Consider the following 26941-nt stretch of genomic DNA (forward strand, 5'->3'; position numbering starts at 1 on the left):
CCTTCCTGAACCTTGCCCGGTCTCAGCTGGTTTCGGTCGGCTGGGGCTGGGCCCGAAACAACCGCTGCCAATCGGTCTGTTCGCTCCAGTTCTGTAGCCGCTCCATCGCCGCCAGTAATTGTTCCTTGTGGTGCTCGATATCCGGAGCGGCGCACTTGAGCGCGGTTTCCAAGCGGTTAGCGGCCGCCCGCAGTTCGGGCACACCGCAGTATCGGGTAGCGCCGTGCAGCTTGTGCACGCATTCCAGCAGCCCATCCAGATCGCCCCGGCGCCAGAACTCCGCTACCTGGCTCTGATCATTGTGTACCTGTTCCAGCAGCATGCTGAACAATTCTTCGGCCAGATCGGTCTTGCCCGCCGCCAATTGAATGCTTTCGCGAATGCTGACGCAGTCCTGCTCCATCTTACGGGTTGATGGCCGCATGGCCCGCCGGGTGTCACGTACCTCAGGGACCCGAATCTGCTCGCTGTGGCTGGCTGAGATGCTCTCAAAACCGGTGTATTCAAGGATAATACTGGTGAGCTGGCTGCTGCTGATGGGCTTGGACATATAGCCGTCAAAGCCCTGCTGGAACAGCCGGTCCTGCTCGTCGGCCAGGGCGTGGGCGGTCAGTGCAATGATCGGGGTGCGGTGCGGGGCCTGGTCCAGATCCCGCAGGCGAGCCGTGGTTTCCACCCCATCCATACCCGGCATTTGCAGGTCCATGAGCACCAGGTCGAACGGTTTCTTGCGCGCCTTGCTCAGTGCCTCAAAGCCGCTGGAGGCGCCTTCAGCGTCGATCTGGCAGTCCTTCAGCAGGGTCATTACCAGCTTCAGGTTGGCGTCGTTGTCATCCACCGCCAACACTCGGGGGACGTTGGTAGCGGCCAGGCTGGTGGTGCGGCGATCGAAATCGAGCGCCAGGTGGCCACTGGAGCTGATGCCGTGTACCAGTAGCAGCAGCTCGTCGTAGAGCGCGCCCCGGCAGATCGGCTTGGTCAGGTGCCCGCTGGCGAGCCCGGACAGAGGGGTGTCGTGGGTTTCCAGGGTGGGTGTCAGCAGCAGAGTGCGACAGTCCCGTTCAATCTCCAGGGTCCGGAACAGGGAACAGTACTGGCTGGAATTGAGCAGGTGCCGGGTGATACCGATAATTGCCAGGGCATAGCCGGCCTGGTTTTTCTGGGCCTCTTCAATCTGTTCCTGCAGAGCGCCGGGGGAGGCGACCCGGTCGACTGTTATGCCCCATTCCCGGAGCAGGTGCTCCACCGCCAGTCCGGTTGTGCTTTGTTGCTCCAGGTAGATAACCCGTTCGCCTTGAAGACCATCACGGGGCGCAACGCTTTCGGCGCTGGTGGACAGTTCCGAGGTGAGCGTGAACCAGAACGTGGAGCCTTTGCCGAGTTCGCTGTCCAGGCCAATTTTGCCCCCCATCTCTTCCACCAGCCGCTTGGAAATCGCCAGACCCAGGCCGGTGCCACCGTATTGGCGGGCGGTGGACGCGTCCGCCTGGCTGAAGGCATTGAACAGCGATTGTTGCTGGGCCCGGGACAGGCCAACACCAGAGTCGGAAATGCTCAGGCGCAGGGTCACCCGATTGCTGTCCTCAGAGTCTTCCTCAAGACTGGCGCGCAGCACCACCTCGCCGGTCTGGGTGAACTTGATGGCATTGTTGACCAGGTTGGTAATCACCTGCTTGACCCGCAACGGGTCGCCCATGACGTTGTCCGGGACGTCGTTATAGACCAGCGGCACCAGATCCAGATTCTTGGCGTGTGCTGCCGGTGCCAGCATCACCATGACTTCTTCGACAATGTCTCTCAGCTGGAACGGCACCCGGTCCAGAATCAGCTTGCCGGCTTCGATCTTCGAGAAGTCCAGGATGTCGTTGATGATGGTCAGCAGGATTTCCGAGGACTTGCGGATGGTGCTGAGGTGGTCCCTTTGCTGGCGGGGCAGGGGGCTCTTCAGCAGCAGCTCGGTAAAGCCGATGATGCCGTTCAGCGGTGTACGGATTTCATGGGACATGTTGGCCAGGAATTCCGACTTGATGCGGCTGGCCTCCAGCGCCTCCTTGCGGGCGAAATCCAGTTCGATGTTCTGGATCTCGATAGTCTCCAGGGTTTCCCTCAAATCCTCGGTGGCCTGGTCGATGTTTTGCTGCATTTCCGCCTGGGCCTTGCTCAGCTCCTCCGCCATGGCATTAAGGCCCGATTCCAGTTGCTCGAATTCCGGGCCGGCCTGGGTGAACACTCGGGTGTCGAGTTTGCCTTCCTTGAGTTTGGCGACCGCCTCGTTCAGCTCGAACACTGGGTCGGTAAAGGCCCGGCTCAGGCGCAGCGCGACAACCAGACTGAGCACCACGCCGGCGAGGACCAGCAGCAGTGAGATCAGCAGTGCCTTGTAGGTTTCCTTTTCGGTGCGCACGTGGGACATTTCCACCGCAACCCAGCCCAGCGGTGGCCGTGGCTGCGCGCTCGACTCCCGTACGTCCGGGTCGAGCATGGTTTCGATCATCAGTTCCTGCAGTGATACAGGGGTCACGAACCGGGTGTTGTCTTCCCGGGCAATACGGGTCGCGTTGTTGGGCGCCAGGTTTTCACTGGTGATGGATTCGGAGCTGCCTGGCCCGGTGTGCAACAGGCGGGCGCCGTCGCTGTCGAAGAAGGTAATGGAGCGGACATCCTGCTCTTCCAGCAGGGCATTGGACAAGTTGCTAAGCAGACTCCGATTGGCCGTGAACAGGCCGTATTCGGAGGCTGCCGCCAATTGTCGGGACAGCGATTCGCCCCGATCACGCAGCAAGCTTTCGATGTTGTTCACCCAGCTGTAGGTGAAGAACATGCCCAGCATCAAAGTGGTCAGCAGGGTGGGGATGAGGGTCACCACCAATACTTTTTTGCGAATGCCCCAGCGCCGCATACCCGGTTCCTGATTTATTGCCTGGGCCCCGAGGTGTCATTACGGGGTCACGTCCTTGTCAGAATAGATGATCCGTAGGCGATTGACTGAGGTATCAGTCCCAGCGCCTCGGGAAAGTTGATTCGGTTATAGCTGCCGGTCATGGATATAGCGAGAAGCTTTATTGGGAGACAGGGGCCATAACGCGTATCATGCGATCGCAAAAGTGTACCACAGGGCAATGATATGAATTTCCCCACCATTGAAGATTATGTCGGGCATACCCCTCTGGTTCGCCTGCAGCGACTTCCGGGCGAGACCTCCAACGTCATCCTGGCAAAGCTGGAAGGCAACAACCCCGCCGGATCGGTCAAGGATCGGCCGGCTATCAGCATGATCCAGGAGGCCGAGCGGCGCGGCGAGATTCACCCCGGGGACACCTTGATCGAGGCTACCAGCGGAAATACCGGGATTGCTCTGGCCATGGCAGCAGCAATCAAGGGGTATCGCATGGTGCTGATCATGCCCGCCAACATGAGTGAAGAGCGTCGGGCATCAATGCGCGCTTACGGCGCCGAGATTGTCACGGTGAGCCGGGAAGAGGGCATGGAAACGGCCCGCGATCTTGCCCTGCAGATGGAGTCCGAGGGCAAGGGCAAGGTGCTGGATCAGTTCAGCAACCTGGATAATCCGCTGGCCCACTATCGCACCACCGGGCCTGAAATCTGGGCGCAGACCGAAGGGCGGGTTACCCATTTTGTCAGCTCCATGGGAACTACTGGCACCATTATGGGCGTATCCCGCTACCTGAAAGAGCGTAATCCCGACATCCGGATTATTGGCCTACAGCCGAAGGAAGGAGCCTCCATCCCCGGCATCCGGCGCTGGCCGGAGGCCTACCTGCCGAAGATCTATGACGCCGCCCGGGTGGATCAGGTGCTGGATATCGGCCAGGAAGAGGCGGAAAGCACCATGCGCGCCTTGGCATCGCAGGAAGGTATCTTCTGTGGCGTATCCTCCGGCGGATCCATTGCTGCCGCCCTGAGACTGTCTGAGCAGGTTGAAAACGCCGTTATCGTGGCCATCATTTGTGACCGTGGCGACCGATACCTCTCCACTGGCGTCTTTCCCGGCGCCTGAACAGTCCCAAGACTAGGACCTTTCATCAAGAGTAGTCAGTATGAGTAGACGACGCCGTAAGGCTCTTCCTAAAGAGCCGGTGCGCTGTGAAATTGAAAAACTGAGTCATGACGGCCGGGGTATTGCCCGCCAGGACGGCAAGACCCAGTTCGTAGACGGTGCCCTGCCGGGTGAAACCGTCATGGCAAAGATGATCAGTACCCGCAGCAAATTCGACGAGCTGCGGAGCCTGGAAGTGCTCGAAAGCGTGCCGGAGCGCCAGACACCGCCGTGCGAATTTGCCGACCTGTGTGGCGGCTGCAGTCTTCAGCACATGAGTGCCGATGCCCAGATCAAGTTCAAGGAAGACACCCTGCGCGAACACTTTGCCCATTTTGGGGGCATTGAGCCGGAAGAGTGGGTGGCGCCGATGCGTTCGGAAAGCAGCCTGGGATATCGCCGCAAGGCGCGACTGGGCGTGCGCTACGTACCGGCGCGGGAATCGGTGCTGGTCGGCTTTCGCGAAAAACGCAACAGTTTCCTGACCGACATCGACAAATGTGTTGTGCTGGACCCTCGCATCGGTGAGCGTATTCTGCCCCTGCGTGAACTGCTCCACGGCCTTGATGCCTACAATCGCATTCCCCAGGTCGAGGTGGCGTGCGGCGATGACGAGGCCGTCATGGTATTCCGCAACATGGATGACCTGAGTGACAGTGATCGGGCCAGCCTGGTCGAGTTCGGTCAGGCCCACGATTTGCATATTTATCTGCAGCCCAAGGGGCCGGACACGGTACACCGGATCTGGCCGGAGTCCGCCGGGCGGCATGATGAGCGGCTCGGGTACCGGCTGGATGAGTTTGAATTGACCATGAAATTCCATCCGATGGATTTCACCCAGGTCAACGCTGGCATCAATCGCACCATGGTCCACCGCGCTGTCGACTGGCTCGACGTACAGCCGGGCGAGCGGGTACTCGATCTGTTCTGCGGACTCGGCAACTTCACCCTGCCGCTGGCGCGCAAGGGTGGCCAGGTCGTCGGCGTGGAAGGTGACGACGCCATGGTGGTTCGTGGCCGCGAAAACGCGGAACTGAACGGCCTCGACAATGTGGCTTTCCACGGTGCCGATCTGCATGGTGATTTCACCGGCCAGAGCTGGGCAAAAGAGGGCTTTGACAAGATCCTGATTGACCCCCCTCGCTCGGGTGCGGAGGAAATCTGCAAGTACCTGACGGCGTTCGGGGCCAGTAAAATCGTCTATGTTTCTTGTAACCCTGCAACACTGGCACGGGATGCTGGTGTCATGGTGCGCAATGGTTATCGGCTGGTGCGTGCTGGCGTGATGGATATGTTTCCTCACACCACTCATGTCGAATCCATCGCCCTGTTTGAGCGGGATTCCGGCTAAAGGATTGGCGCCGCCACGCGGGTGGCGGCAGGAACGACCGAGAATAGTAAAACCGATATGGTAAAAGTTCGCGAAGATTATGCCGTTACTGGCGATGGTGAGGTGGACATCGAGCGTTGTGTCCAGCACATCGCTGCCCAGACCCAGTTGGACGATGTCGACCAGTTTCGCCGTGCCTGTGAGAAGGCTGCGGAAATCGATCTGGAGGCGTTCCGCGAGGACCGCCTGTGGGCACCGGGCTCCAGCAGCTTTCGCATCGGTATCGAAATGGCCCAGGTGCTGGCGGAGCTGCACCTGGATCAGGCCAGCCTGGTGGCGGCGATACTGTATCGGGCCGTTCGGGAGGAACGGGTCGCCCTGGAAGACATCCGCAAGGAGTTCGGCGACGAGATTGCCGGTCTGATCAACGGCGTTCAGCAGATGGCGGCGATCTCTTCAATCCATCATCCGCTCAAGGGCAATGTCCTGGGCCAGAGTGAGGGCCAGCTGGACAACGTCCGCAAGATGCTGGTCACCATGATTGATGATGTCCGGGTCGCGCTGATCAAGCTGGCGGAGCGGACCTGTGCCATCCGGGCGGTCAAGAACGTCTCGGAAGAAAAGCGCATGCGGGTCGCGCGTGAGGTGTTTGATATCTACGCGCCGCTGGCGCACCGGCTCGGCATTGGTCACATCAAGTGGGAGCTGGAAGACCTGTCGTTCCGCTACCTGCACGAAACGGCCTACAAAAAAATCGCCAAGCTTTTAGACGAAAAGCGCCTCGACCGGGACGGCTACATCAAACGGGTCATCGAAACCCTGCAGGCGGAACTGGAAGCCTCGGGGATCACGGCTGACCTGTCCGGTCGCGCCAAGCACATCTACAGTATCTGGCGGAAAATGCGGCGCAAGGGTATCGATTTTTCCCAGGTTTACGACGTCCGTGCCGTTCGCATCCTGGTGCCGGAAGTCCGGGATTGTTACGGCGCTTTGGGCATCGTGCATGGTATCTGGCGCCACATTCCAAACGAATTCGACGACTACATCGCCAACCCCAAGGAAAACGGCTACCAGTCCCTGCATACTGCCGTGATCGGGCCCGAAGGCAAGGTGATGGAAGTGCAGATCCGTACTCACAAGATGCACGAGGAGGCGGAGCTGGGTGTCTGTGCCCACTGGTTGTACAAAGGCACGGACAAGAGCAACAAATCGACCGGTTACGATGCCAAGATCAACTGGCTCCGGCAGGTGCTGGAGTGGCAGGAAGATCTGGGGGATCTGTCCGGTCTGGCCGACCACCTGAAGTCCGACGTAGCGTCGGACCGGGTCTATGTCTTTACCCCGGAAGGTCATGTGGTCGACCTGCCGCAAGGTGCAACTCCGGTGGACTTTGCCTACCGCGTGCATACGGAAATCGGCCACGCCTGTCGCGGCGCGCGGGTCAACAATCGCATCGTGCCGCTGACCTATCCGCTGAAAACCGGCGACCAGATTTTCATCCTGACCTCCAACAACGCGGCCCCGAGCCGGGACTGGCTGAACCCGAGCCTGGGCTACGTGCAGACCTCCCGTGCCCGGGCCAAGGTGACGCACTGGTTCAAGGAGCAGGACCGTGGCCGCAACATTGTCGATGGCCGCGCCATCCTGGACGATGAGTTCAAGCGACTGTCGCTTTATGACGTGAACCTGAACGAGCTCGCCGAAAAGGTGAACTATCACGGCTCGGAGGACATGTTTGCCGCCATCGGTGCCGGCGATCTGCGCCCTACCCACGTGGCCAATGTGGCGCAACAAATGCTCGAGCCAAAATCCGAGCAGCTGGATCTGAAGCTCAGCAGCCAGCGTCAGGCCCCTTACGACACCGCCACCGATATTCAGATCCAGGGTGTTGGCAAGCTCAAGACCCAGGTCGCCAAGTGCTGCAAGCCGCTACCCGGTGATCCCATTGGCGGCTACATCACTGTGGGTCGCGGGGTCACCGTGCACCGGCAGGATTGCCTGACGTTCCTGAACCTGCGCGAGTTTGAGCCCAACCGGATCATCGAGGTTAATTGGGGTGGCCAGCCCGCGGCCGTCTACCCGGTAGACGTGGAAATCCAGGCCTACGATCGTTCGGGCCTGTTGCGGGACATCACCCAGGTGCTGTCCACCTCCAAGAGCGATGTGCTGGCACTGAACACCCTGACCAATAAGGACGAGAACACCGCCACCATGACGGTGACGCTGGAGATCTCCAGCCTTGAGCAGTTGGCCCGGTTGCTGGCGCAGATTCGTAACCTGCCCAACATCATTGACGTGAGGCGCAAACGCGGATGAGCTACACCATAGACGACCTGAAAACGTTGATTGCACGGCTGCGGGATCCGGAGATCGGCTGCCCGTGGGATACCCGGCAGAGTTATAAGAGCATCGTGCCGCACACCCTTGAGGAAGCCTACGAGGTGGCCGATGCCATTGAGCAGGAAGACTATCCCCATCTCAAGGACGAACTGGGCGATCTGCTGTTTCAGGTAATTTTCTATGCCCAGATGGGCAAGGAAGATGGCCACTTTGATTTCGACGCCATCGTCGACAATCTGGTGCGTAAACTGGTTCGTCGTCATCCCCATGTCTTTCCGGCGGGCACTCTGGACAGCAAAATTGATCCGAATAACCGTCCCGATGAAGCCTGGATCAAAGAGAGCTGGGAGCGGATCAAGGCCGAGGAGCGGGCTATGGTGCCGCCCTCTGATGAGCCGCTGAGTCGCCTGGATGGCATCGCCCGCACCCTTCCGGCCATGGCCCGGGCCGAGAAGCTGCAGAAAAGGGCCGCCAGGCATGGATTCGACTGGTCAGAGATCGAGCCGGTGTTCGACAAGCTGCACGAGGAGCTCGATGAACTGAAAGAAGCCTGGCACGCCGCCCAGACCGGAACAGGGGACCATGATGCGGTGGAAGACGAGTTAGGTGATCTGCTGTTTGTCTGTGTCAATCTGGCACGTTTCATGAAGGTGAATCCTGAGCAGGCTCTGAAGCGAACCAACCATAAGTTTGATAGCCGATTCCGGGCCATTGAACGGATTCTCACCCGCGAGGGTCGGGATATGGACGAGGAGAGTCTGGACGCGCTGGAAGCCGTCTACCAGACGGTCAAGGGGGTAGAGAAGGGCAGTTCCGGGCACTGATTGTTGGTTTTCGGTAAGTACAATCCGTTACCAATTAGCAGGTTCCAGAGGCGCTGGCTTCGTCTACACTTCGAGATGTGGCTGCACTGATGTTGTGCGCCGTGCGCCATCAATAAGATGCAGGAGTGAGGGCACCATGAAAATTAAGGATCTGGTCAACTACTGGGACAAGCACGCTCGCGGTCGTCTGACTCGCGATGCCTACTTTATGGCATTGTCTGACCAGCATCATAAGCGTCTGGAGAAACTGGCCGCGCTCTATCCCATGAAATCACCGCAGGATCTGATGCGGGATCTGATTTCGGCCGCGCTGGACGAGATGGAAACCAGCTTCCCTTATGTTGAGGGCACCAAGGTGGTGGCCTACGACGAGGACGGTTTCGAGATCTATGAGGATCAGGGCTTAACCCCGAAGTTCGTGAGTCTGAGCCAGAAGCACATCCAGCGCCTCAAGGCCCGTCAGTTGGAATCGGTCGCCTAACGACCTGAATTCGATCTGGCCCGATCGACTATCTTTGCACGGAGTGGCGCCTGCCACTCCGTTTCAGTACCCCTCGCATTCCTTACTTGTCTTTGTTCTCAAGCCGATCTTTAAGGGGCGTTTTCCGCACCAGGTCGTCCAGCGCGGCACCGATCATGTCATTGAGAATGTCGGTTTCGGTCCGGTCCGGGTACAGTTCCGCCAGCGCCGCAATCCTTGCCGCATCCTCCAGAGGCAGTCTCAGATTGTAATCGTGGGTCCGGTCCACGGGCGCTTTCTGGTTTTCCCAGTGCTTGGGTAAATCGGTAACTTTCATCAGTACTCCTTACGGCTATAGGCTCCAATCGCCAATAGACTTTTTCGACTATTCCTTAGTATCGTAAGTTTACTTTGCCTCCGTCAATTAAAAGGACGTCAATGTGACTGAGCTTCACCCCGATCTTCGAGAAAATGTACGCATGCTGGGCGAATTGTTGGGTCAGAGTATCCAGCGCCACCCAGGCCAGGATTGTTACGAACTGATCGAGGAGATCCGCGCTGCGGCCAAGGCCGACCGGCGCCAGGAAAGTGGTTCCGGGCAGCGCCTGGTCAACCTGTTGAGAAAGCTGAGCGACGATGAGTTGTTGCCAGTAACCCGGGCCTTTAACCAGTTTCTCAATCTTGCCAATCTGGCGGAGCAATATCACGGCATTCGCCGCAAGAAGGGGCACCAGTCCGACCTGATGGTGGAATCCCTGGGCCAGGTGTTTGACCGTTTGAAAGCCGGTGGTGTGTCGTCGGAAGAGCTGCATGAGCGGGTGTCCAACCTGCGTATCGAATTTGTACTGACTGCCCACCCGACCGAAGTAGCGCGTCGCACCTTGATCATGAAGTACGACGAGATGTCGGAGTGTCTGGCCCGGCTCGATCACGATGATCTGATGCCAGCGGAGCGTGAGGAAGTTATTGATCGGTTGACCCGGTTGATCACTGAGGCCTGGCATACCGATGAGATACGACACGAACGGCCGACGGCGGTGGACGAGGCCAAATGGGGCTTTGCGGTCATTGAGAACAGCCTTTGGCAGGCGCTGCCTCGTTTTCTGAGCAGTCTCGATGCGTCTCTTACCGAATCGACCGGGCGCGGATTACCCCTGGACGCATCGCCGATTCGTATTGCCTCCTGGATGGGCGGCGACCGGGACGGCAACCCTAACGTAACCCATCAGGTTACTCGCAAGGTTTTCCTGCTTGGCCGTTGGATGGCAGCGGACCTGTACTTGCGCGACATTCAGGCGCTACGGGCAGAGCTGTCCATGTGGCAGGCCAGTGACGAACTTCGGCAACGGGTGGGGGACTCTCGTGAGCCCTATCGCCAGGTTCTGGCGGAACTGCGTGAGCGGTTGGTGAAAACCCGTGATTGGGCCGAGGCTGGGGTTAATGGCACCACGGCCGACGCCACCGACATCCTATTCGAGAACGAGGATTTCACCGGACCTCTGGAGCTGTGCTACCGGTCACTGGTTGAATGTGGGATGGAAAGCATTGCCAATGGCCCGTTGCTGGATACCATTCGCCGCGCCCACACCTTCGGGTTGCCGCTGATTCGCCTGGACATTCGCCAGGAAGCCTCGCGCCATGCTGAGGCAGTGGCGGAGATGGTGGATTACCTGGGGCTGGGGGATTACCTGTCGTGGTCGGAAGCGGAGCGTCAGGAGTTTCTGGTCAAAGAGCTTCGCGGGCGCCGGCCGCTGGTGCCGCGCAACTGGGAGCCTTCCGAGTCGGTGCGCGAGGTTCTGGCCACGTGCGAGGTGGTGGCGCAACAGACGCCGCAGGCACTGGGTTCCTATGTTATCTCCATGGCCTCAAAACCATCGGATGTACTCAGCGTGATCCTGCTGCTGCGGGAATCCGGCATGAAGTTCCCGATGCGGGTAGTGCCCCTGTTTGAAACCCTGGATGACCTGAAAGGCGCGCCGGACAGCATGGCGGCCCTGTACGAGGTCGACTGGTATCGGGACTACTGCCAGGGTCGCCAGGAAGTGATGATCGGCTATTCGGATTCGTCGAAAGATGCCGGTCAGCTAATGGCGGCGTGGGCGCAGTATCAGGCCCAGGAACAACTGACTCGGATTGCCAAACAGTACGATGTGCACCTGACCTTGTTCCACGGCCGGGGCGGCACCGTGGGTCGTGGCGGCGGGCCAGCCAATCGGGCCATCCTGTCGCAGCCACCGGGTTCGGTTAATGGCAGCTTCCGGATTACCGAACAGGGCGAAATGATCCGCTTCAAGTTTGGCCTGCCGGACCTGGCGGTGCAGAGTCTGACGCTCTACACCACTGCGGTGATCGAGGCCACCCTGGCGCCGCCGCCCGAGCCAGAACCGGAATGGCGTGCCACCATGGATTGGCTGACTGAACGTTCGCTGAAGTCCTATCGGGACGTGGTGCGGGAGAATCCGGACTTTGTCCCTTACTTCCGGCAGGTTACGCCGGAGCAGGCCCTGGGCAAGCTCGCCCTGGGCAGCCGGCCGGCCCGCCGCAAGGCCACCGGCGGCGTTGAGAGCCTGCGTGCGATTCCCTGGATCTTTGCCTGGACGCAAATGCGGCTGATGCTGCCAAGCTGGCTGGGTAGCGATGTGGCGCTGGAAGCGGCGGCCCAGGACAACCGGTTACCGCAGCTACGTGAAATGATGAAGGGGTGGCCGTTTTTCCGAACCTACGTCGACATGCTTGAGATGGTGCTGGCCAAATCGGATCTGCGCATAGCCAGCTACTACGAGCAGACCCTGCTTGACAACGATAAGCTGCAAGCGCTGGGAACCGACCTCCGGGAAAGGTTGCAGCGGTGCATCCAGCGTCTTCTGGAGCTCAAGGAGCAGTCAGACCTGCTTGAGGGCGAGCCGGTGTTCGCCCACTCCATGCGCGTGCGCAATCCTTACACCGATCCGTTGCATTATCTCCAGGCCGAACTGCTGCGCCGCAATCGTGACAGCGAGGGCAAGGGCGATGTTCAGGATCTGGTCGAGCGGGCCTTGAAAGTAACCATGGCAGGCATCGCAGCAGGCATGCGCAACACCGGTTAAACCCGACACAATAAGAACGGTGGCCTGATAGCCGCTGATCAAGGTAACAGGAGTAAGCTGTGGCTCTCGCTGCGCGACTGCAACGTTTTCTGGCCCGCAAGGGCATTCCGTACTCGGAGCTGCCGACGCCGCAGGCGGCCGATCTTGAGTCAGCCGTGATTGCTTCGGGCCAGTCTCGCTCGGATTTTGTTCAGGCAACCGTCCTGATTGATGTCGGCGGCGCCTTGCTGGTGGCGCATGGTTTAGACAGCGCTCTGGATCTGGACGCGGTGTTCCAACTGACCGGCCGCCGATTGCAGCCTCTGACGGCGCGCCAGACCATGCGCCTGTTCGGTGACTGTGATCCGGGATTCGTGCCGCCCATCGGGACGGCCTACGACCTGCCGGTTCTCATCGACGACGACGTCGCCCACGCCGAAACGGTCTTGCTCACCGGCGGCACCAACCAGGGTGTGGTCAAGATGGAAGGGTGTGATTTCCGGCTGGCTCTGGCCGGCGCCCGGACTGGTCACCTGGTAATTCGGGGCCAGGGCAACGGCGACCGTGCTGCACTCAGCCTGGATGAAGTGGCGGATAAGCTCCAGCGACTGTATCGGCTGCCACCGATGCCCGCTCTGGCATTGCGGATCTTGCGGCTGACGGCGCACAGCGAGGCCACGGCCAAGGAGCTGGCGGAGCTGATTGAACTCGACCCCAGCCTGACTGCACAAATCATGCGCTATGCCCGTTCTGCGCTGTTCAATTATCCCGGCCAGATTCACTCCGTGCAGGAGGCGGTAACCCGGGTTCTGGGCTTCGACCGTGTTGCTCACATTGCCATGGGGATCGCTTCGGTGCGGGCCTTCGATGTCCCCCGCAAGGGGCCACTGGGGATGGATAACTTCTGGCGCCACGCCCTCTATAGTGCGTTCGTTTGCCAGAGTCTCGCGGTGCATTGTCGCGCCGATAAGGCTCTGGCGTATCTGTGCGGCCTGCTGCACAACTTCGGTCTGCTGTTGATCGGCCACCTGTTTCCAGCCGAATTTGAAGAGCTCAATGTCCTGCACGCGGATAATCCCGAGGCCAGCATGCATTCCCTGGAGCAGCAGGTGTTTGGCCACGCCCGAGAGGAGCAGATCCTTGCCGTGGGTCATGGTGCTATTGGTGGCATTCTGCACAAGCTCTGGCAATTGCCGGATGCCGTGGTCAAGACCGCCGCCATGCATCAGCATCCGGGCTATCACGGCGATCACGAAACCTACGTACTGATGGTGCAGCTATCGAATGCGCTGCTGAAGCCGCGGGGCATCGGTGACGAGTTCAATCCAGACGATGTTCCCGTTCTGCTGGAAGGCCTGGGGCTGGCGCCCGATACCGTCGCTGATCTGGAAGCTGAGATCGATCGTGTGGCTCCAGATCTGGACGCACTGGCCAACTCCCTGTCATCCTGAGCAAGGCTCGGGTTCAGATACCTTATGCCCCTTTTCCGTGCATGATACGGAGGTCGACTTTCTCTATAGAGACGGACTTCGTATAATGCGCTGGCTCCGAGCCTGGCTAATTGCCGCTCGGTGCCGAGAGGTTGTCGCAAAGGCGAGGGTCTTTGCCGCAACTTTTCCAACGATAATGACTTATACGGGAGCACAACGTTATGCGAATCATCATGTTAGGGGCGCCAGGCGCCGGCAAGGGGACGCAGGCACAGTTTATTACCGAACGCTTCGACATCCCCCAGATCTCTACTGGTGACATGCTGCGAGCGGCGGTCAAAGCCGAATCCGAGCTGGGATTGCAGGTTAAGGAAGTCATGGCGACTGGTGGTCTGGTGTCTGATGACATCATCATCGCATTGATCGAGGAGCGTATTCAGCAGCCGGACTGCAAGAACGGCTTCCTGCTCGACGGCTTCCCGCGCACTATTCCACAGGCCGAGGCTCTGAAAGACCAGGGCATTGTCATTGATTACGTGGTTGAGATTTCCGTCGATGACGAAGAAATTGTCAGCCGTCTGTCTGGTCGCCGTGTTCACGAAGGCAGTGGCCGGATCTATCACGTTAAATTCGATCCGCCCAAGGCGGAAGGCAAAGACGATGAAACCGGCGAGCTGCTGGTTCAGCGTGAAGACGACAAAGAAGAAACCGTACGCAAGCGTCTGAAGATCTACCACGATCAGACCGCACCACTGGTGGGTTACTATCAGGACTGGGCCGCCGAAAACCCGGCCGCTGCACCCAAGTATGTGCGCGTAGCCGGTGTTGGCAGTCTCGATAGCATCCGTGACCAGATTCTGTCCAAGCTTCAATAAATCCTCGTTATCCTGACCTGAGGCTTCGTGTCGTCCGTGAAACTGCTGGCACTGGATACATCATCGGAGGGCTGCTCGGCAGCCCTTCTTGTTGATGGCAAGATATCCGAACGTTTTGAAATAGCCCCCCGGGGCCATACCAAGCTCTTGATGCCCATGGTGAGAGAGTTGTTGGCAGAGGCAAACGTGGCGCCGTCAGAACTCGACACGGTGGCCTTTGCCTGTGGTCCGGGATCATTCACTGGTATCCGAATTGCCACGGGCGTGGCCCAGGGGTTGGCGTGGGGGCTGGGCGTGCCGGTCGTGCCAGTGTCGTCCCTGGCCACCGTTGCCGTTGGCGCTATTGAAACCATGGGCGTCAGCGAGCAGGGCGGTGTTGCCGTCGCTTTCGACGCCCGCATGGGCGAGCTGTACTGGGGCTGTTTTGTTTGCTGCGACGGACTGCCGGTGCTGCGGGGTGTGGAGCGAGTCTGCGCGCCTTCGCTGGTGTCGCTTGAGGGCGACGCGACAGTATGGTCCGGTGCTGGTCGTGGCTGGGCTTTCCAGCAAGACATGCCAGCTGAGGTGGCTGACCGGGTTGTGGCGGCTGATGATACGCTGATTCCGCGTGCAGCCTGGGTCGCAAAACTGGCCGAACTCGGGTTCCGCAATGGTCAGGCGGTCCCGGCGGAGCAGGCCCAGCCTGCGTACATCCGTAACGAGGTTGCCTGGAAAAAACTTCCCGGACGAGAGTAATCGGGCGCGCTCGGTCGACACGCCGGTTAATAACTGAGCAAACGCTTTTCTTCCAGGGCCGATTCTTCCATACTTTCTCTTATCTTTTTCGTTATTAGGCCAGCGGTACCGGGTCATGATCGGCAGTATAAATTCAGGCAACAGCTTTACCCCCCAGTCAGGCAATAACAGCCCGATTCGGGAACGTAGTGATGTCGCCCGTGCGCCGGCAGCCTCCCCGGAAAAAGCGCCGGAAAGCGCCCGCCGGGACCTGGCCGATGCCCGCACCGGTACCTTGATTGAACGTGCGCCGGGCGAGAGCCTGGAACGTCGCATTGAGGCTCGCCGAGCCGCCGAAGATACCCGGCTGGAACGTTTCCGGGCCGACGACATGCCATTGCCAACCGCTCAGGCGCTGTCCACCTTCGCTGTGGTCGCAGCCGCAGGGCAGGAATCGGGTGACGATCTTCCCCTGGCCGGCATTGATATTCTGGTCTGATGACTGACTCCCGCTCGCACAAAACCGCCCCCTCTGAGACTTCCGAGCACCTTGCCGTAGGGCGCAGCCCACTGGGTGATGCCGAGCAGGCGGTTGCCCTGAGCGAGGCGTTGGCGATCCCGAATCTTGGGGTGGTGCGGCCAAAGGACGTGCGCGGCTACACCCTGCTGCTGTTCCTGGATGATCAGGGGCTCGGCCTGCAGTTGACCGGCAAGGGTGCGCCTGGGCCGGTGCGAGCCGAGTTTGTCACCGGCAAGATGGGTTATCGCCGTGAACACGGGGGTGGAGCCGGGCAGTTGGTGGCGAAAGCAGTGGGTCTGCATAAAACCCGCGCCCATCTGCACGTGCTCGATGCGACTGCAGGCCTGGGACAGGATGCGTTTGTGCTGGCCGGTTTGGGCTGCACAGTGACCCTGTTTGAGCGCAATCCGGTGATTCATGCCTTGCTGGCGGATGGGCTGGCGCGGGCGTCGCTGAATGTCGATTGCGCGCCTATCGTCGAGCGCATGCATCTGCGCGAGGGCAGCAGCATCGCCTGGTTAGCGTCTGCAGGCCCGGAGTGCGCCGATGTTGTTTACCTGGATCCGATGTTCCCGCACCGGGACAAATCGGCCCTGGTGAAGAAAGAAATGCAGCTGTTCCAGCGAGTGGTTGGCGATGACGACGATTCCGAGGCGCTACTGACGGCGGCTCTGGAGAGCGCGCGCTACCGCGTTGTGGTCAAGCGCCCGCGCAAGGCCCCGGCCATTGCCGGGCCCGAGCCAACAACCCGGGTGGAGGGCAAAAGCAGTCGCTATGATGTCTACTCCATCAAGGCACTGCCTGACCGCTAGGGCGCCTTAGGCTTTATCTTTAAAAGGGCGCTTTAAGCGCCCAGCATAGTGACTTGCTGTATGGCCTGGCGCTTTTCGACGCTCAACACCAGGCGAGCATCTTCCGCCACTTCATCCAGCCCCTCACCATAGCAAATCAGCCCGTTCTCCTCGGTGGTGATCACACCATTCTTCTGCAGATTGGCAATGAAGTTGCGGAACAGACTCTTGTCGAAGAATTCCGGCGCATTCAGGCCAAACAGAATCGACATGCGTTCGGCCAGCAAAGTGCTCTGTTCTTCGAGCTCGGCGGCGCTGAGTTTGCCCGAGCCGTATTTGCGCAGGATGCCAAGAGCGATGTGATAGCGCTCGAGCGTTTGAATGATGAAGCGTGACAGTACCCGCAGCCGCAGCATCGCTTCCGTGCCTTCCTCGGGGCGGCCAATGCGGTCGTCATCCAGTTCTTCCAGCAGACCCTGCTCAATCAGCACATTGATCCAGTCGTTGATAACCTGCTCGGCTTCGTCTGCCTGATACTTCAGGAACAGCTCCGACTGCAGATAGGGGTAGGCTACGCTTGCCAGGAACACCACGCGCTCCCGGCGCAGGGTGTCCTTGTTCTCAAACAGGCTGGCGATCAGCGATGGCAGTGCAAACAAGTGCTGGATATTGTTGCGGTAGTAGGTCATGAGGATGGCGTTGCTGCCCTCAAGGGCAATGATGTCACCCAGTTTCTGCGGTTGCCGTGCCACCAGCCCCATGTTCTCACAGTAGGCGACCCAGTCCTTACCGCTGCCTTCCGGTAGGGTCACTGTTTCTGCGTACGGATAGGCCTTGAGCAGTCCGGCGTACTGGTCCATCAGGCGGATCAGCTGGTGCTCATCCATGGCGAGGCGATCGGTGCCCAGCAGCACGGTCGCGGTAATGCCGATCGGGTTCACGGCCACCGAGGCGTTGATGTTGGAGGCCACCTGCAGCGCCAGCTCATCGACCGCCTGGTTCAGCCAGGGTGGACGATACTCGGCGTCGTAGGCTTCGTCACGCCAGCTTTCGTGAACGTTATCCAGTACATCGGCCAAGGGAATGGCCTCGCCAAAGTTCACCGCGACACGGCCGAAGGAGTTGCTGAGTTTGCGCACGGTCTTGGCCAGTGCAAACACGCTTTCTTTCTGCTTTTTCTTGCCCCGCAGCTCACCCAGGTAGGACCGTCCTTCCATTACTTTTTCGTAGCCGATATAGACCGGAACAAACACGATTGGTTTGCGGTGATCACGCAGGAAGCTCCGGACAGTCATCGACAGCATGCCCGGGCGTGGCTGCAACATGCGACCGGTGCGGCTGCGGCCGCCTTCCACGAAGTACTCCACGGAGTAGCCGCGGGAGAACATCACGTGCATGTATTCGTTGAACACGGTGGCGTAGAGCGGGTTGTCCTTGAAGCTGCGACGCATGAAGAAGGCGCCACCACGACGCAGAATAGGGCCAACAAGGGGCATGTTCAGATTGATGCCGGCGGCGATGTGCGGCGGCATCAGGCCGTTCTTGTAGAGCACGTAGGAGAGCAGCAGGTAATCGATGTGGGAGCGGTGGCAGGGCACGTAGACCACAGCGTTCTCCTGGGCGACTTCCTTCACCACCTTGATGTTGTTGACGGCAATGCCGTTGTAAATCCGGTTCCAGAGCCAGGCCAGTACCACTTCCAGGATACGGATGGTGACAACGGACATGCTGGCAGCGATTTCATCGGCGTACTTCCAGGCCCTGGCGCGCACTTTTTCCGGCGGGATTTCGTCTCGTGCCGCGGTTTCCCGGATGGCTTCCTTGACCGCCTGGGTCCGTACCAGCCCGCCAACCAGTGTGCGCCGGTGTGACAGGTCGGGCCCGAGCACGGCCTGGCGCACCCGCCGGAAGTGAGTGCGCAGGATGCGTGCGAGTTTGCGTTTGGCCCGTTCCTCCGAGTGGCGGTATTCGTCGACCACCAGTTTCAGGGACAGTGGCTGGTTGAACTGCACGTAGGTGTTGCGGCCATGGACCATGATGATCAGTAGCTTCTGGAGCCGGCCCGCCACCGACCAGGTGTCGGACAGCAGCAGCTTCACCAGTGATTTTTCCTTGTCCGGTGAGCGACCCCAGAACATGGATACCGGCACAATCTGAACATCCTGCTCGGTGTGTTCCACGCCATAGTGAATCAGGGCTTCGAATTCATTGGTCGGTACCGGTGTCTGGCGCCGACGAAACAGCCCTCCGGTGCGCCTGTACAGGAAGAAGAACGAGTGGGAAGGGCCATTCTTGACCGGCAGGGCCTCGGTGGCCCCGGGCAGGCCGGCGCGGATCACTTCCTGTTCCAACACCAGTCGGCTCGACAGCGAGCTGTATTGCAGCACGTAGCAAACCGGCTTGTCGGGGTCGATCCCCAGAGCTTCCAGGGTGTTGCCGCTAACGTCGGTCCTGACCCACAGAAAGAGTATCTTGCGGAAAATGGTCAGGATCAGGCTGCGAATGCCCTGGTAAAGTCGCATAAAGTGTTGCTCCGGTGAATCAGACAGTCGCCAAGTTTACTTGGTTGCGTTCGGTGCGGAAAGCCGTTGATCTTACTTGCCTTGTTGCCCAGTGTGGTACATTTCAGCTTGGTCCATTCCTCAGGCAGGTGAAAACAGACAATGGCGAGCTCAAATTCAGACTGGTCCCCGGGTTGGACCACGAATGCGCCGCGTCCTGGAGACCGGATTCTGGCCATTTCAGGATCAGACATCCTCAAGCCTGAGCAGGGCTGGTTGCTGGCCGTGGATGACGCCAGGCTCGGAGGCCGGGCCAGCGTAGCGGTTTCGGTAGGAACCCTGGACGGCGTGCCGGTATACGTGACCGAGCTCGAAGGCGCGGGCGAGGCAGGACTGGAGTCAGTGAGCCTTCGGGACGCCCTGCTGACGATGGAGCAAGCACCGGCAGAGCTGTTGAGTACCGGGTTTCAGGTTTGGCAGTGGTGGCGTGACCATCGCTTTTGCGGCCGGTGCGGCTTGGAAACCGGCTTTCATCCCCGTGAGCGCGCCAAGTGGTGTGAGCCCTGTGGCATTCCCTGGTACCCGAGACTGGCCCCCTGCGTGATTGTGGTGATCAGGCGGGACGACAGGTTGCTACTGGCCAAGAACGCACGTGCGCGGCACCATTTCTACAGTCTGATTGCGGGCTTCGTCGAGCCAGGCGAAAGTCTGGAAGGCGCGGTTGCCCGCGAGGTCAAGGAAGAAACCGGCCTGGATGTGGCTAATGTCCGCTATCAGTCGTCTCAGCCCTGGCCGTTTCCGCACCAGCTGATGGTGGGATTCTTCGCCGACTATGCCGGCGGCGAACTGATACTGCAGGAAGATGAGTTGGCGCATGCCGACTGGTTTCTGCCCGGAGATACCCCGCCGGTGCCGCCGCAAACCACCATTGCTGGGCGCTTGATCCGCGCCATGGAAAGCGAGATTACCCGGGGAGGCATAGCTCTTTGACTACGGTTTCCAAAGCCCGCGTCCTGGTTTTTGATTCCGGGGTTGGTGGCCTCAGTGTCGCCGCCTGTGTGCGCCAGCATCTTCCGGGCACGGAACTGCTTTATCTGGCTGACAACGCCGGATTTCCCTACGGCGACCAGCCTGAATCCGTGGTCGTCGAGCGCTGTTGCCGGCTGATAGGCAAGGCGATCGAGCAGTACTCCACGGACGTCATTGTGGTTGCCTGTAACACTGCCAGTACCGTTGTTCTGCCTCATCTCCGGGCCATGACCGCAACGCCAGTGGTCGGTGTAGTGCCCGCCATTAAGCCGGCGGCCGCCAAAACCGAAAACCGCCGTATCGGAGTGCTGGCTACGCCGGCAACTGTTCGACGGCCGTATCTGGATCAGCTGGTGTCAGAATTCGCCAGCCACTGTCAGGTGGAGCGTATTGGCCATCCCGAGTTGGTTCGCTGGGTGGAGGAGTCGGTCAGCGGTGTCGAGGTGTCGCGAGCCGCGTTGGCGTCGGCGGTGGCCGGCTTCCGCGAGGCTGGAGTGGATACCGTGGTGCTGGGGTGTACTCACTATCCCTTGCTGCTGAGCGCCCTTAGGGAGGTTCTGCCTGAGGTTCGGTTCTGGGTTGATTCGGGTGAGGCCATTGCCCGCCGTGTCAGCCACCTGTTGGCAGAAAATGGCAAGCACGGCAGCGCGGCCAATGCGGGGGCTTTCAGTGGCTCGCCAGTGCGTGCGGCGCTCTTTTCCGGGCCTGCTCCGACCGGTCTGGCCAACTTCATGAACGGCCTGAACCTGAGTCCTCAGACGGTGCTCGATAACTGGCCCGAGTGCAACGAGCGGGTCAGATCAAACGCGTCAGTTTGAACATCGCCAGGAATTCCAGGGCCGGAATCGCGCGCCGGTGACAGCAGTAGGTCTTAAAGCTCTCACCCCGGAACCGTGATTTGGTGAATTCCAGCCCCTTGAAGTTGTACAGAAACGTACCTTTGTCATAGACCAGATGCAGGAGGCGTTTCAGCAGTCGACTTTCCTGATGCTCGGTGGCCGCATCGAGTGACAAGGGGATCAGCCCCAGATCCAGAAAAGGAACGCCCTCAGCTTTGAACACTTCCATGGCATGCGCCATCAAGGTGTAGAAAATGCCCTGGCGGAAATCGGCGTTGGCGCGGGAAATATTGGGCACGTAACTGATGATTTCGTTGTTCTGGTAAATCGGATCAAAGTAGATGAATCCCACCGCCTTGCCGTCCTGGTAGGCATAGAAGTGACGCTCGTTCTCCCGATACGCCATCTCCATGGGCCGGATCAGAAACCGGATTTCATTGCTCTTGCACTTGCGGGTGCGAATCCAGGCCTCGGAGATTTCCCGGGTGTGATCGTCGCTGAATCGCTCTTTCACCGTGATGTTGTTTTTTTTGGCCTGGTTCAGGGCGGTACGCAGGATCTGTTTCTTCTTGCCGGACAGGGACCAGGTCGCAAGATCGATACGGGATTCGCTGCCAAACTGGGTGCCGTACAGCCCAAACCGAAGGTGCAGAACATCGACCACCGGCTTGGACACCTGGATATAGCTGGCGTTCGGGAAGCGTTTGTGAAAGTGCTCAAGAATGACGGCAAAGTGCTCCGGGGCACAGACCGGGTCAGACAGCACAAAGGTGCCACCCCATTTGCGCATGTAGGCGATGTAGCCGACGCCGGGCACGTCGAAGTATTGCATGCCGGGCTGCAGGGTGGAGAAGGATTGGGAGTGAACCCCGTGCTTTTGCAGGTAACCCACCCGCTCGGTGAAGGTGAACGTGTTGTCCGCCAGTTCACGCAGTCCGTCCAGTGCCAGGATCTGATCCGACATGTCATTGCTCCCCGTGAGTTGAGATGATGGAAGACCGGATCAATCAGGCCTGTTTGCGCCCGAGAATGGACCAGTAGCAGTTCATGTTCAGAAGCTTGAAGTGCTTCTTCTCGGTGACCTGAAGGCCCAGGCGCTGCATGTGCTCGGGGTAGTTGTAGATCTTGTGGAAGGCGTTGTTGGCAAACAGCCAGAAGATGAAGACCGCCATGTACCAATAGAGTTTCTTGAACAGGCGGGCCACCAGATTGCCGGTGGGGTAACAGAAATCGCCGACCACCACGCCGGCATCGGCTTTGCCGAGCCGAATCAGGTGCTCAAGCACACGCACCATCATGGTCTCGTCGAATACGTTCAGGAAGAAGTTGGCGACGACCAGGTCATACTGCTCAAACTCATCCACCTTCATGATGTCGCTGTGAATGCGGCGAATGGCAAGCTGAGGAGCTTCCTTCTGCTGGGCTTCAGCAAACTTTCGCAGCATGGTTTCCGACAGATCGACGACGGTGACGTCGGCGCCCAGCTCGGCAGCTCGGATGGCGTCGCGGCCATGACCGACGCCGGCGAACAGGATGCGATCGCCCGGTTTAACGGTTTCGACATCCAGCATCGCGGTTTTGCACCGGTGAATGTTCTTTCCGCTGTAAAGGTTGCTCAGGAAATCGTAGACCGGACCAATGTACTTGTACTTGTCGCGCATGATGACTGCCGCCTGTTCTTGTTCCTTAAAATGTTGTCACCGTTGTTGTCGTTATTGGCCTGACAGCCTGTCGGGAGTTCGGTGATCAACGCCTGTCATAAGGAGCTTAGGGAACAGGTTGGCGGATTTATGTGCAGCACTGCGCATTTCTGGATACAAAAGATAACGCAATGCAACACTCTGCAAACCGCTTCATGGTTTCAGCTAGGAGTGTCGGACAATCAGAAGGCGGGCTGAGTGGTGGCGGCTTTGATCGTGGGCTGCCCCAGGGTTCGGGAAATATGCACGGCAGGCCGTGCAGGGCCGTAGAAGAAGCCCTGAACCTGATGACAGCCCAGGCTGCGCAGGTATGACAGCTGTTCGTCGGTTTCCACACCCTCGGCTACGATTTCCAGTTTCAGTCCGTGCGCCATGGCCACGATGGCGTTGACGATGCAGGCGCCGTCGTCGCCACTGCGAATGGCCTTAACAAAGGATTGATCCACCTTGAGGGTGTGGATGGGGAGTCGATGCAGGTAATTCAGGGAAGAATAACCGGTGCCGAAGTCGTCAATGGCGATCCGGACACCAAGGGCAGCCAGTTCCCGTAATTTCTGACTGATCTGTTCAAGGTCGTGCATGATCACGTTTTCGGTGATCTCAATCTCCAGATTCCCGGCCGGGAACTGGTGGGCCTGCACCCGCTCCATCAGCGTCTCGACAAACTTGGGGTGTTCAACCTGCACCGGCGAGAGGTTCACGGCCAGGCGCAGATCCGGATAGCCGGAGCGAATCCAGGCTCCTACGTCCTGGCAGGCCTGATCGAGCACCCGCTCGCTGAGTTGGCCAATCAGTCGGGTTTCCTCGGCCAGCGGGAGAAAATCCCGGGGGTAGAGCAGTCCCCGCTCGGGGTGCTGCCAACGCACCAGCGCCTCCAGGCCAACAATCCGGTTGGTGGTTGAACAGACCTGGGGCTGATAGAACACCCGCAATTCGTCTCGTTCCAGGGCCAGTCGCAGGTCCCGCTCCAGGTTGAGGCGATTCGCGGAATCGATGCTCATGGACTCCGAGAAGAAGCGGTAGCCGTCTTTGCCTTTGGCTTTTACGTGGTACATGGCGATGTCAGAATTCTGGATCAGTTGATCCATGCTTTCGCCCGCGTCCGGGAAAATCGCAATGCCGATACTCACGCCCACGAACACTTCGTGCTCGCCAAGCTGAAACGGTGCCCGCAGGGCTTTGATCAGTTTCTTGGCAATAAGCCGGGCATCCTCATGGGTGCGGATCGAAGGCAGCAGCAGGGTAAATTCGTCGCCGCCAAAACGTGACAGGGTGTCGCCCTTGCGCAAACAGTCTTCCAGCCGATGGGTCACAGCCTGGAGCAGACGGTCGCCCATGGCGTGGCCGAGGGTATCGTTCACAACCTTGAAGCGATCAAGATCGAGGAACATGACGGCCAACTTCTGGCCGCTGCGTCGGGCCTGGGTTATTGCCAGCTCCAGCCGGTCCTTGAACAGGGCCCGGTTGGGCAGGCGGGTCAGCAGGTCGTGGTAGGCCTGGAAATTGATGAAGGCCTCGGCTTCCTTACGCTCGGTGACATCCCGCGCGGTGCCGTAGTAACGCGCCGATTTGCCGCTTCCGCCGCCGCGGGTGGCATCTGAGTGCGGCCAGGTTTGTGGGTCGATCGGGAACGCGGTGATTTCGAAGTGTCGGGTCGCGCGTCGGCTGCCCCGGGTCTTCAGCCGAACTTCAAGGGTCCTGGGATTGTCGGCAGAGATGTTGGGGCCGTTCAGGGCGTACATGCCCCGGGCAATATCCCGGTCATCCAGAATATGCCGGAAGTGCCGGTCACACAGCTCCCCGGGCTGATAGCCCAGCAGGCTCTCAACCTTGCTGTTCACAAAGCAGAAGCGGCCGTTATCATCAAGCATGAACACGATGTCGGGTGAGCTGTTGACGATGTATCGGTGCAGGGCTTCGGATTTTTCCAGTCGCAGCTGGACATGCTCGTGCGCCTTGAGCAGGCTTTGCTTACTGGCGACACTGGCAACCGTAGCCAGCAGTTCATCGGGATCAAAGGGCTTTCGGATGTAGTCCAGCGCACCACGCCGGAGTGCGCGACTGACTGCGCTGAATGAGCTTTCACCACTGACCACAATGGCGCCACATTCCGGCTGCACATTGGTCAGGTGAACCATGACATCGAATCCGTCCACCTCGGGCATCCGCAAATCGAGCAGTGCCAGATCAAACCTTTGGGCATCAATAAGAGCACAGGCCCTTTTGCCACCGTGGGCCTCAGTGACCTCGTAGCCGCGAGATCGCAGCAGCTTTGCGAGGGTATCAAGCAGGCGCGGTTCGTCATCCACCACCAGAATGCGGGCTGCCAACCCGTTACTGAAATGCTGTGCAGTGACTTCAGGTGCCATCGGTCTGTGTCCGTTATCTCTACGTCAGTCGGTCTGGTTTTTTATATCGCTGGCCGCCGGTAGCAATATCCTGAAGGTGGTGCCTTCGTGCCCCGTGCGACAAGCTATGATGCCCTCCATGTCATCAGTCAGCTGCTTTACAATACTCAGGCCCAATCCACTGTGGCCGTTCCCTTTCGTTGTTGCTACCGGTGAAAACAGGGAGTTCCGAACCTGGTCCGGTATTCCTTCGCCGGTGTCGGTAATCTCCAGTTCCACCCAGGCGCGATTGTTCTGCCAGACCGGAGCAGCAGTGCGTATTAGCACCTCGCCCCCCTGTTCGGGCAGGCTTTCGGCCGCATTACGAACCAGGTTTATGACAATCTGGCGAAGCGGCGCAGCGTCAGAGGCCAACGTGGTTGGATGGTCACAAAGTAGCACGTTGAGCGAGCTGCGCCCGTCGGAAAACAGACTGTCTTCAAGAATGCGTGACAAATCCTTGAGCTCGGCATTGAGCTCGATGCTGCCGGTGTCCTCTGGTGCATTGTCGTTGCGGCTCATGTTCAGCAACAGGTCGCCAGCGCGATCCAGTTCGTCACGAATGATGTCGAGCTCCTGCTGAACCTCGGTGTCGTCAAGTCGGTTTCGAAGCTGGTAGATGTATTGCCGGATGATGGTCAGCGGGTTGCTGACTTCGTGAATCTGCGAGCGCAGGTGCTGTCGCGCCAGCTCTTGTTGAATCTCGTCTGGCTGGGTGGGGTCCTGGGGTTCGGGTGCTTGCTCAGCCAGGCTCGCTGAAAGTTGCCGGGTGAACAGCAGTGCCAGCTCGGTGGTGGGCTGAAGATTTGCGTTATCGGTACCCAACGCAAACACTCCGGGGCATTCATTACCCGTAACTACCGGCACAGCGAGTAGAGAAGGCGTGCGCAGCAGCGAAAGCAGCTGTCGATCCAGTACGGTGGGAGTGCGAGTGCCCAGACTGACCGGCTGGCCCGTCGTGAAAGCTTCGGTAAGGACGCTGCCGCCGGATTGCGCAGACAGGGCAAACTGCGGGGTGTCACCGGCGGTGCCCGACAGCAGCACCAGGCTGTCCTCGGTGTGGCCGAAGCAGAGAGCTGGAAGCCCGGTGATAAGCGTCAGGCTGTTCACCGTTTCCGACAGCACCTGGTGCCTTGGGCCCTGCAGATCGGCCAGCCCCAGAGCCTGGCTGGCAATGGCCTGCTGTAGAATGGTCTGCTTCAGTTTCCGGGTGGCACTGTCGCCGTCATAGTCGTCATCCAGAGGGATGCCCATGGAGGCCGCCATGCTGGATACTTCGTTGGCGATCCGGCGGTTGATTTCCCGGGTGAGTTCTTCGTTCAGGCCAAAAACCGTTGTTGCCGCAGCAATGCCGGCGGCATCAGAAAGGGCAAGGCGTGTGGCAAGGCTGATCAGTTTGACCAGGTGGCTGGCATCCCGGAGTTCGTTTGGAAGTGCCTGCTGGTAGCGCATGGCATCGGCGGCCATGGCGCCCAGTCCCCAGGTGGTCACTAATTCAGCGGCTACCTCGGGTTGGTGACTGACGTAGTATTCCTGCGCTTCCGGGGCCGGCGTTTTCAGTGCGATCAGTTCGCCGATATTATGCAGCATGCCGAGCATGAAGGCTTCGTCCGGCTCCTGGTATCGGGTCAGGGTGGCCAGCGCCCGAGCCGTCAGTGCTGTGGTCAGCGAGTGTCGCCAGAAGTCGCGGAGCTGCTGCCACTCGTCTCCGCCCAGTTCGAACAGCAGCTGGCGCAGCGCGGTAGTCAGTAGCAGGGTATGGAAGCGGCGGATGCCGAGTCGGAGTAGGGCCTGCTCGACAGACTTGATGGGGGCTTCGGGTCGGTAAAGAGCGGAATTGACCAAGGCCAGGACCCGCGCAACCAGTGCAGTGTCGACAGATACAATTTCGCTGATAGTGCGGTAGCTTTCTTCTCGCTGGCAGGCTTCGAGCGCTCGAAGGGTAACCTCCGGAATACTCGGTAACTGAAGATCAGGAGCTAAATCCATGAAGCCTATCCGCCCCATTCATAATTAGTTTTTGGTTATTCAATAGGTTGTCGACGGTATTCTTCGTTCTTGTTTTGGTTTTGGAGCTTA

20 protein-coding genes are annotated in these 26941 nt (G+C 59.4%); 13 read left to right on the forward strand and 7 right to left on the reverse strand.

The annotated features are described in order from the left end of the window. Positions 1–22: 22 nt before the first annotated feature. On the reverse strand, positions 23–2899 hold the full coding sequence (locus tag FGO67_RS14410) for an ATP-binding protein (protein ID WP_203301379.1): 2877 nt from the start codon (positions 2897–2899) through the stop codon (positions 23–25). Positions 2900–3124: 225 nt separating this feature from the next. Here FGO67_RS14410 and cysM point away from each other — a divergent pair, with 225 nt between their 5' ends. The 5 genes from cysM (at position 3125) to FGO67_RS14435 (ending at position 9032) form a co-directional block, all read left to right on the forward strand. Then, the gene (gene cysM / locus FGO67_RS14415) at positions 3125–4018 is read left to right on the forward strand and encodes a cysteine synthase CysM (protein ID WP_203301380.1); all 894 of its coding nucleotides are present in this window, start codon (positions 3125–3127) and stop codon (positions 4016–4018) included. A gap of 40 nt (positions 4019–4058) precedes the next feature. Continuing rightward, the gene (gene rlmD, locus FGO67_RS14420; protein WP_203301381.1) at positions 4059–5408 is read left to right on the forward strand and encodes a 23S rRNA (uracil(1939)-C(5))-methyltransferase RlmD; all 1350 of its coding nucleotides are present in this window, start codon (positions 4059–4061) and stop codon (positions 5406–5408) included. A gap of 57 nt (positions 5409–5465) precedes the next feature. Further along, on the forward strand, positions 5466–7703 hold the full coding sequence (relA, locus tag FGO67_RS14425) for a GTP diphosphokinase (protein WP_203301382.1): 2238 nt from the start codon (positions 5466–5468) through the stop codon (positions 7701–7703). Then, positions 7700–8551, forward strand: coding sequence for a nucleoside triphosphate pyrophosphohydrolase (mazG, locus tag FGO67_RS14430; protein WP_203301383.1), 852 nt, complete (start codon positions 7700–7702; stop codon positions 8549–8551). The genes relA and mazG overlap by 4 nt, the downstream gene beginning before the upstream one ends. Before the next feature lie 136 nt (positions 8552–8687). Further along, a complete protein-coding gene (locus FGO67_RS14435; RefSeq protein ID WP_041340477.1) occupies positions 8688–9032 on the forward strand; it encodes a hypothetical protein in 345 nt (114 codons plus the stop codon). 82 nt (positions 9033–9114) lie between these two features. On the opposite strand, the gene FGO67_RS14440 is transcribed toward FGO67_RS14435, so the two are convergent. After that, on the reverse strand, positions 9115–9348 hold the full coding sequence (locus tag FGO67_RS14440) for a hypothetical protein (RefSeq protein WP_041340478.1): 234 nt from the start codon (positions 9346–9348) through the stop codon (positions 9115–9117). Positions 9349–9451: 103 nt separating this feature from the next. On the opposite strand from FGO67_RS14440, the gene ppc reads away from it, so the two are divergent. The 6 genes from ppc to FGO67_RS14470 all read left to right on the forward strand — a co-directional run bounded on the left by ppc (position 9452) and on the right by FGO67_RS14470 (position 16427). Further along, positions 9452–12097 carry a phosphoenolpyruvate carboxylase gene (ppc, locus tag FGO67_RS14445; protein WP_203301384.1) on the forward strand — a complete coding sequence of 882 codons (2646 nt, stop codon included), beginning with the start codon at positions 9452–9454 and terminating at the stop codon, positions 12095–12097. Positions 12098–12156: 59 nt separating this feature from the next. Further along, a complete protein-coding gene (locus FGO67_RS14450; protein WP_203301385.1) occupies positions 12157–13527 on the forward strand; it encodes an HDOD domain-containing protein in 1371 nt (456 codons plus the stop codon). A 200-nt stretch (positions 13528–13727) separates the two neighbouring features. Further along, complete coding sequence (gene adk, locus FGO67_RS14455; protein WP_041340480.1) at positions 13728–14381, forward strand: adenylate kinase; 654 nt, start codon at positions 13728–13730, stop codon at positions 14379–14381. A gap of 36 nt (positions 14382–14417) precedes the next feature. Beyond that, positions 14418–15116, forward strand: coding sequence for a tRNA (adenosine(37)-N6)-threonylcarbamoyltransferase complex dimerization subunit type 1 TsaB (gene tsaB, locus FGO67_RS14460; RefSeq protein ID WP_203301582.1), 699 nt, complete (start codon positions 14418–14420; stop codon positions 15114–15116). 115 nt (positions 15117–15231) lie between these two features. Continuing rightward, entirely contained in the window at positions 15232–15594 is a 363-nt protein-coding gene (locus tag FGO67_RS14465) for a UDP pyrophosphate phosphatase (protein WP_203301386.1), read from the forward strand. Beyond that, the gene (locus FGO67_RS14470) at positions 15594–16427 is read left to right on the forward strand and encodes a class I SAM-dependent methyltransferase (protein ID WP_203301387.1); all 834 of its coding nucleotides are present in this window, start codon (positions 15594–15596) and stop codon (positions 16425–16427) included. Before FGO67_RS14465 ends, FGO67_RS14470 begins: the two co-directional genes overlap by 1 nt. A gap of 32 nt (positions 16428–16459) precedes the next feature. Here the strand turns inward: FGO67_RS14470 and plsB are convergent, their stop codons facing one another. Then, positions 16460–18928, reverse strand: coding sequence for a glycerol-3-phosphate 1-O-acyltransferase PlsB (gene plsB / locus FGO67_RS14475; RefSeq protein WP_203301388.1), 2469 nt, complete (start codon positions 18926–18928; stop codon positions 16460–16462). Between the two features lie 141 nt (positions 18929–19069). On the opposite strand from plsB, the gene nudC reads away from it, so the two are divergent. Further along, positions 19070–19897, forward strand: coding sequence for an NAD(+) diphosphatase (nudC, locus tag FGO67_RS14480; protein ID WP_203301389.1), 828 nt, complete (start codon positions 19070–19072; stop codon positions 19895–19897). Then, entirely contained in the window at positions 19894–20754 is an 861-nt protein-coding gene (gene murI, locus FGO67_RS14485; RefSeq protein ID WP_203301390.1) for a glutamate racemase, read from the forward strand. Before nudC ends, murI begins: the two co-directional genes overlap by 4 nt. Here murI and FGO67_RS14490 read toward each other — a convergent pair. The 4 genes from FGO67_RS14490 to FGO67_RS14505 form a co-directional block, all read right to left on the reverse strand. Continuing rightward, positions 20732–21739 (reverse strand): DUF2156 domain-containing protein, encoded by a 1008-nt coding sequence (locus FGO67_RS14490; RefSeq protein ID WP_203301391.1) that lies wholly within the window; start codon positions 21737–21739, stop codon positions 20732–20734. The genes murI and FGO67_RS14490 overlap by 23 nt on opposite strands. Before the next feature lie 43 nt (positions 21740–21782). Continuing rightward, a complete protein-coding gene (locus FGO67_RS14495) occupies positions 21783–22436 on the reverse strand; it encodes a class I SAM-dependent methyltransferase (protein ID WP_203301392.1) in 654 nt (217 codons plus the stop codon). 221 nt (positions 22437–22657) lie between these two features. Beyond that, the gene (locus FGO67_RS14500; protein WP_203301393.1) at positions 22658–24844 is read right to left on the reverse strand and encodes a putative bifunctional diguanylate cyclase/phosphodiesterase; all 2187 of its coding nucleotides are present in this window, start codon (positions 24842–24844) and stop codon (positions 22658–22660) included. 24 nt (positions 24845–24868) lie between these two features. Beyond that, on the reverse strand, positions 24869–26851 hold the full coding sequence (locus FGO67_RS14505) for an HDOD domain-containing protein (protein WP_203301394.1): 1983 nt from the start codon (positions 26849–26851) through the stop codon (positions 24869–24871). Positions 26852–26941: the final 90 nt, after the last annotated feature.

The organism is Marinobacter sediminum (assembly GCF_016820575.1).
Taxonomy (GTDB): domain Bacteria; phylum Pseudomonadota; class Gammaproteobacteria; order Pseudomonadales; family Oleiphilaceae; genus Marinobacter; species Marinobacter sediminum.

Coding starts and splice junctions, on each gene's coding strand:
- cysM (WP_203301380.1), top strand. CDS start 3,125: ATGAATTTCCCCACCATTGAAGATTATGTCGGGCATACCCCTCTGGTT.
- FGO67_RS14410 (WP_203301379.1), bottom strand. CDS start 2,899: ATGCGGCGCTGGGGCATTCGCAAAAAAGTATTGGTGGTGACCCTCATC.
- relA (WP_203301382.1), top strand. CDS start 5,466: ATGGTAAAAGTTCGCGAAGATTATGCCGTTACTGGCGATGGTGAGGTG.
- FGO67_RS14500 (WP_203301393.1), bottom strand. CDS start 24,844: ATGGCACCTGAAGTCACTGCACAGCATTTCAGTAACGGGTTGGCAGCC.
- nudC (WP_203301389.1), top strand. CDS start 19,070: ATGGCGAGCTCAAATTCAGACTGGTCCCCGGGTTGGACCACGAATGCG.
- rlmD (WP_203301381.1), top strand. CDS start 4,059: ATGAGTAGACGACGCCGTAAGGCTCTTCCTAAAGAGCCGGTGCGCTGT.
- FGO67_RS14495 (WP_203301392.1), bottom strand. CDS start 22,436: ATGCGCGACAAGTACAAGTACATTGGTCCGGTCTACGATTTCCTGAGC.
- mazG (WP_203301383.1), top strand. CDS start 7,700: ATGAGCTACACCATAGACGACCTGAAAACGTTGATTGCACGGCTGCGG.
- FGO67_RS14490 (WP_203301391.1), bottom strand. CDS start 21,739: ATGTCGGATCAGATCCTGGCACTGGACGGACTGCGTGAACTGGCGGAC.
- FGO67_RS14465 (WP_203301386.1), top strand. CDS start 15,232: ATGATCGGCAGTATAAATTCAGGCAACAGCTTTACCCCCCAGTCAGGC.
- FGO67_RS14505 (WP_203301394.1), bottom strand. CDS start 26,851: ATGGATTTAGCTCCTGATCTTCAGTTACCGAGTATTCCGGAGGTTACC.
- FGO67_RS14470 (WP_203301387.1), top strand. CDS start 15,594: ATGACTGACTCCCGCTCGCACAAAACCGCCCCCTCTGAGACTTCCGAG.
- FGO67_RS14435 (WP_041340477.1), top strand. CDS start 8,688: ATGAAAATTAAGGATCTGGTCAACTACTGGGACAAGCACGCTCGCGGT.
- plsB (WP_203301388.1), bottom strand. CDS start 18,928: ATGCGACTTTACCAGGGCATTCGCAGCCTGATCCTGACCATTTTCCGC.
- adk (WP_041340480.1), top strand. CDS start 13,728: ATGCGAATCATCATGTTAGGGGCGCCAGGCGCCGGCAAGGGGACGCAG.
- FGO67_RS14440 (WP_041340478.1), bottom strand. CDS start 9,348: ATGAAAGTTACCGATTTACCCAAGCACTGGGAAAACCAGAAAGCGCCC.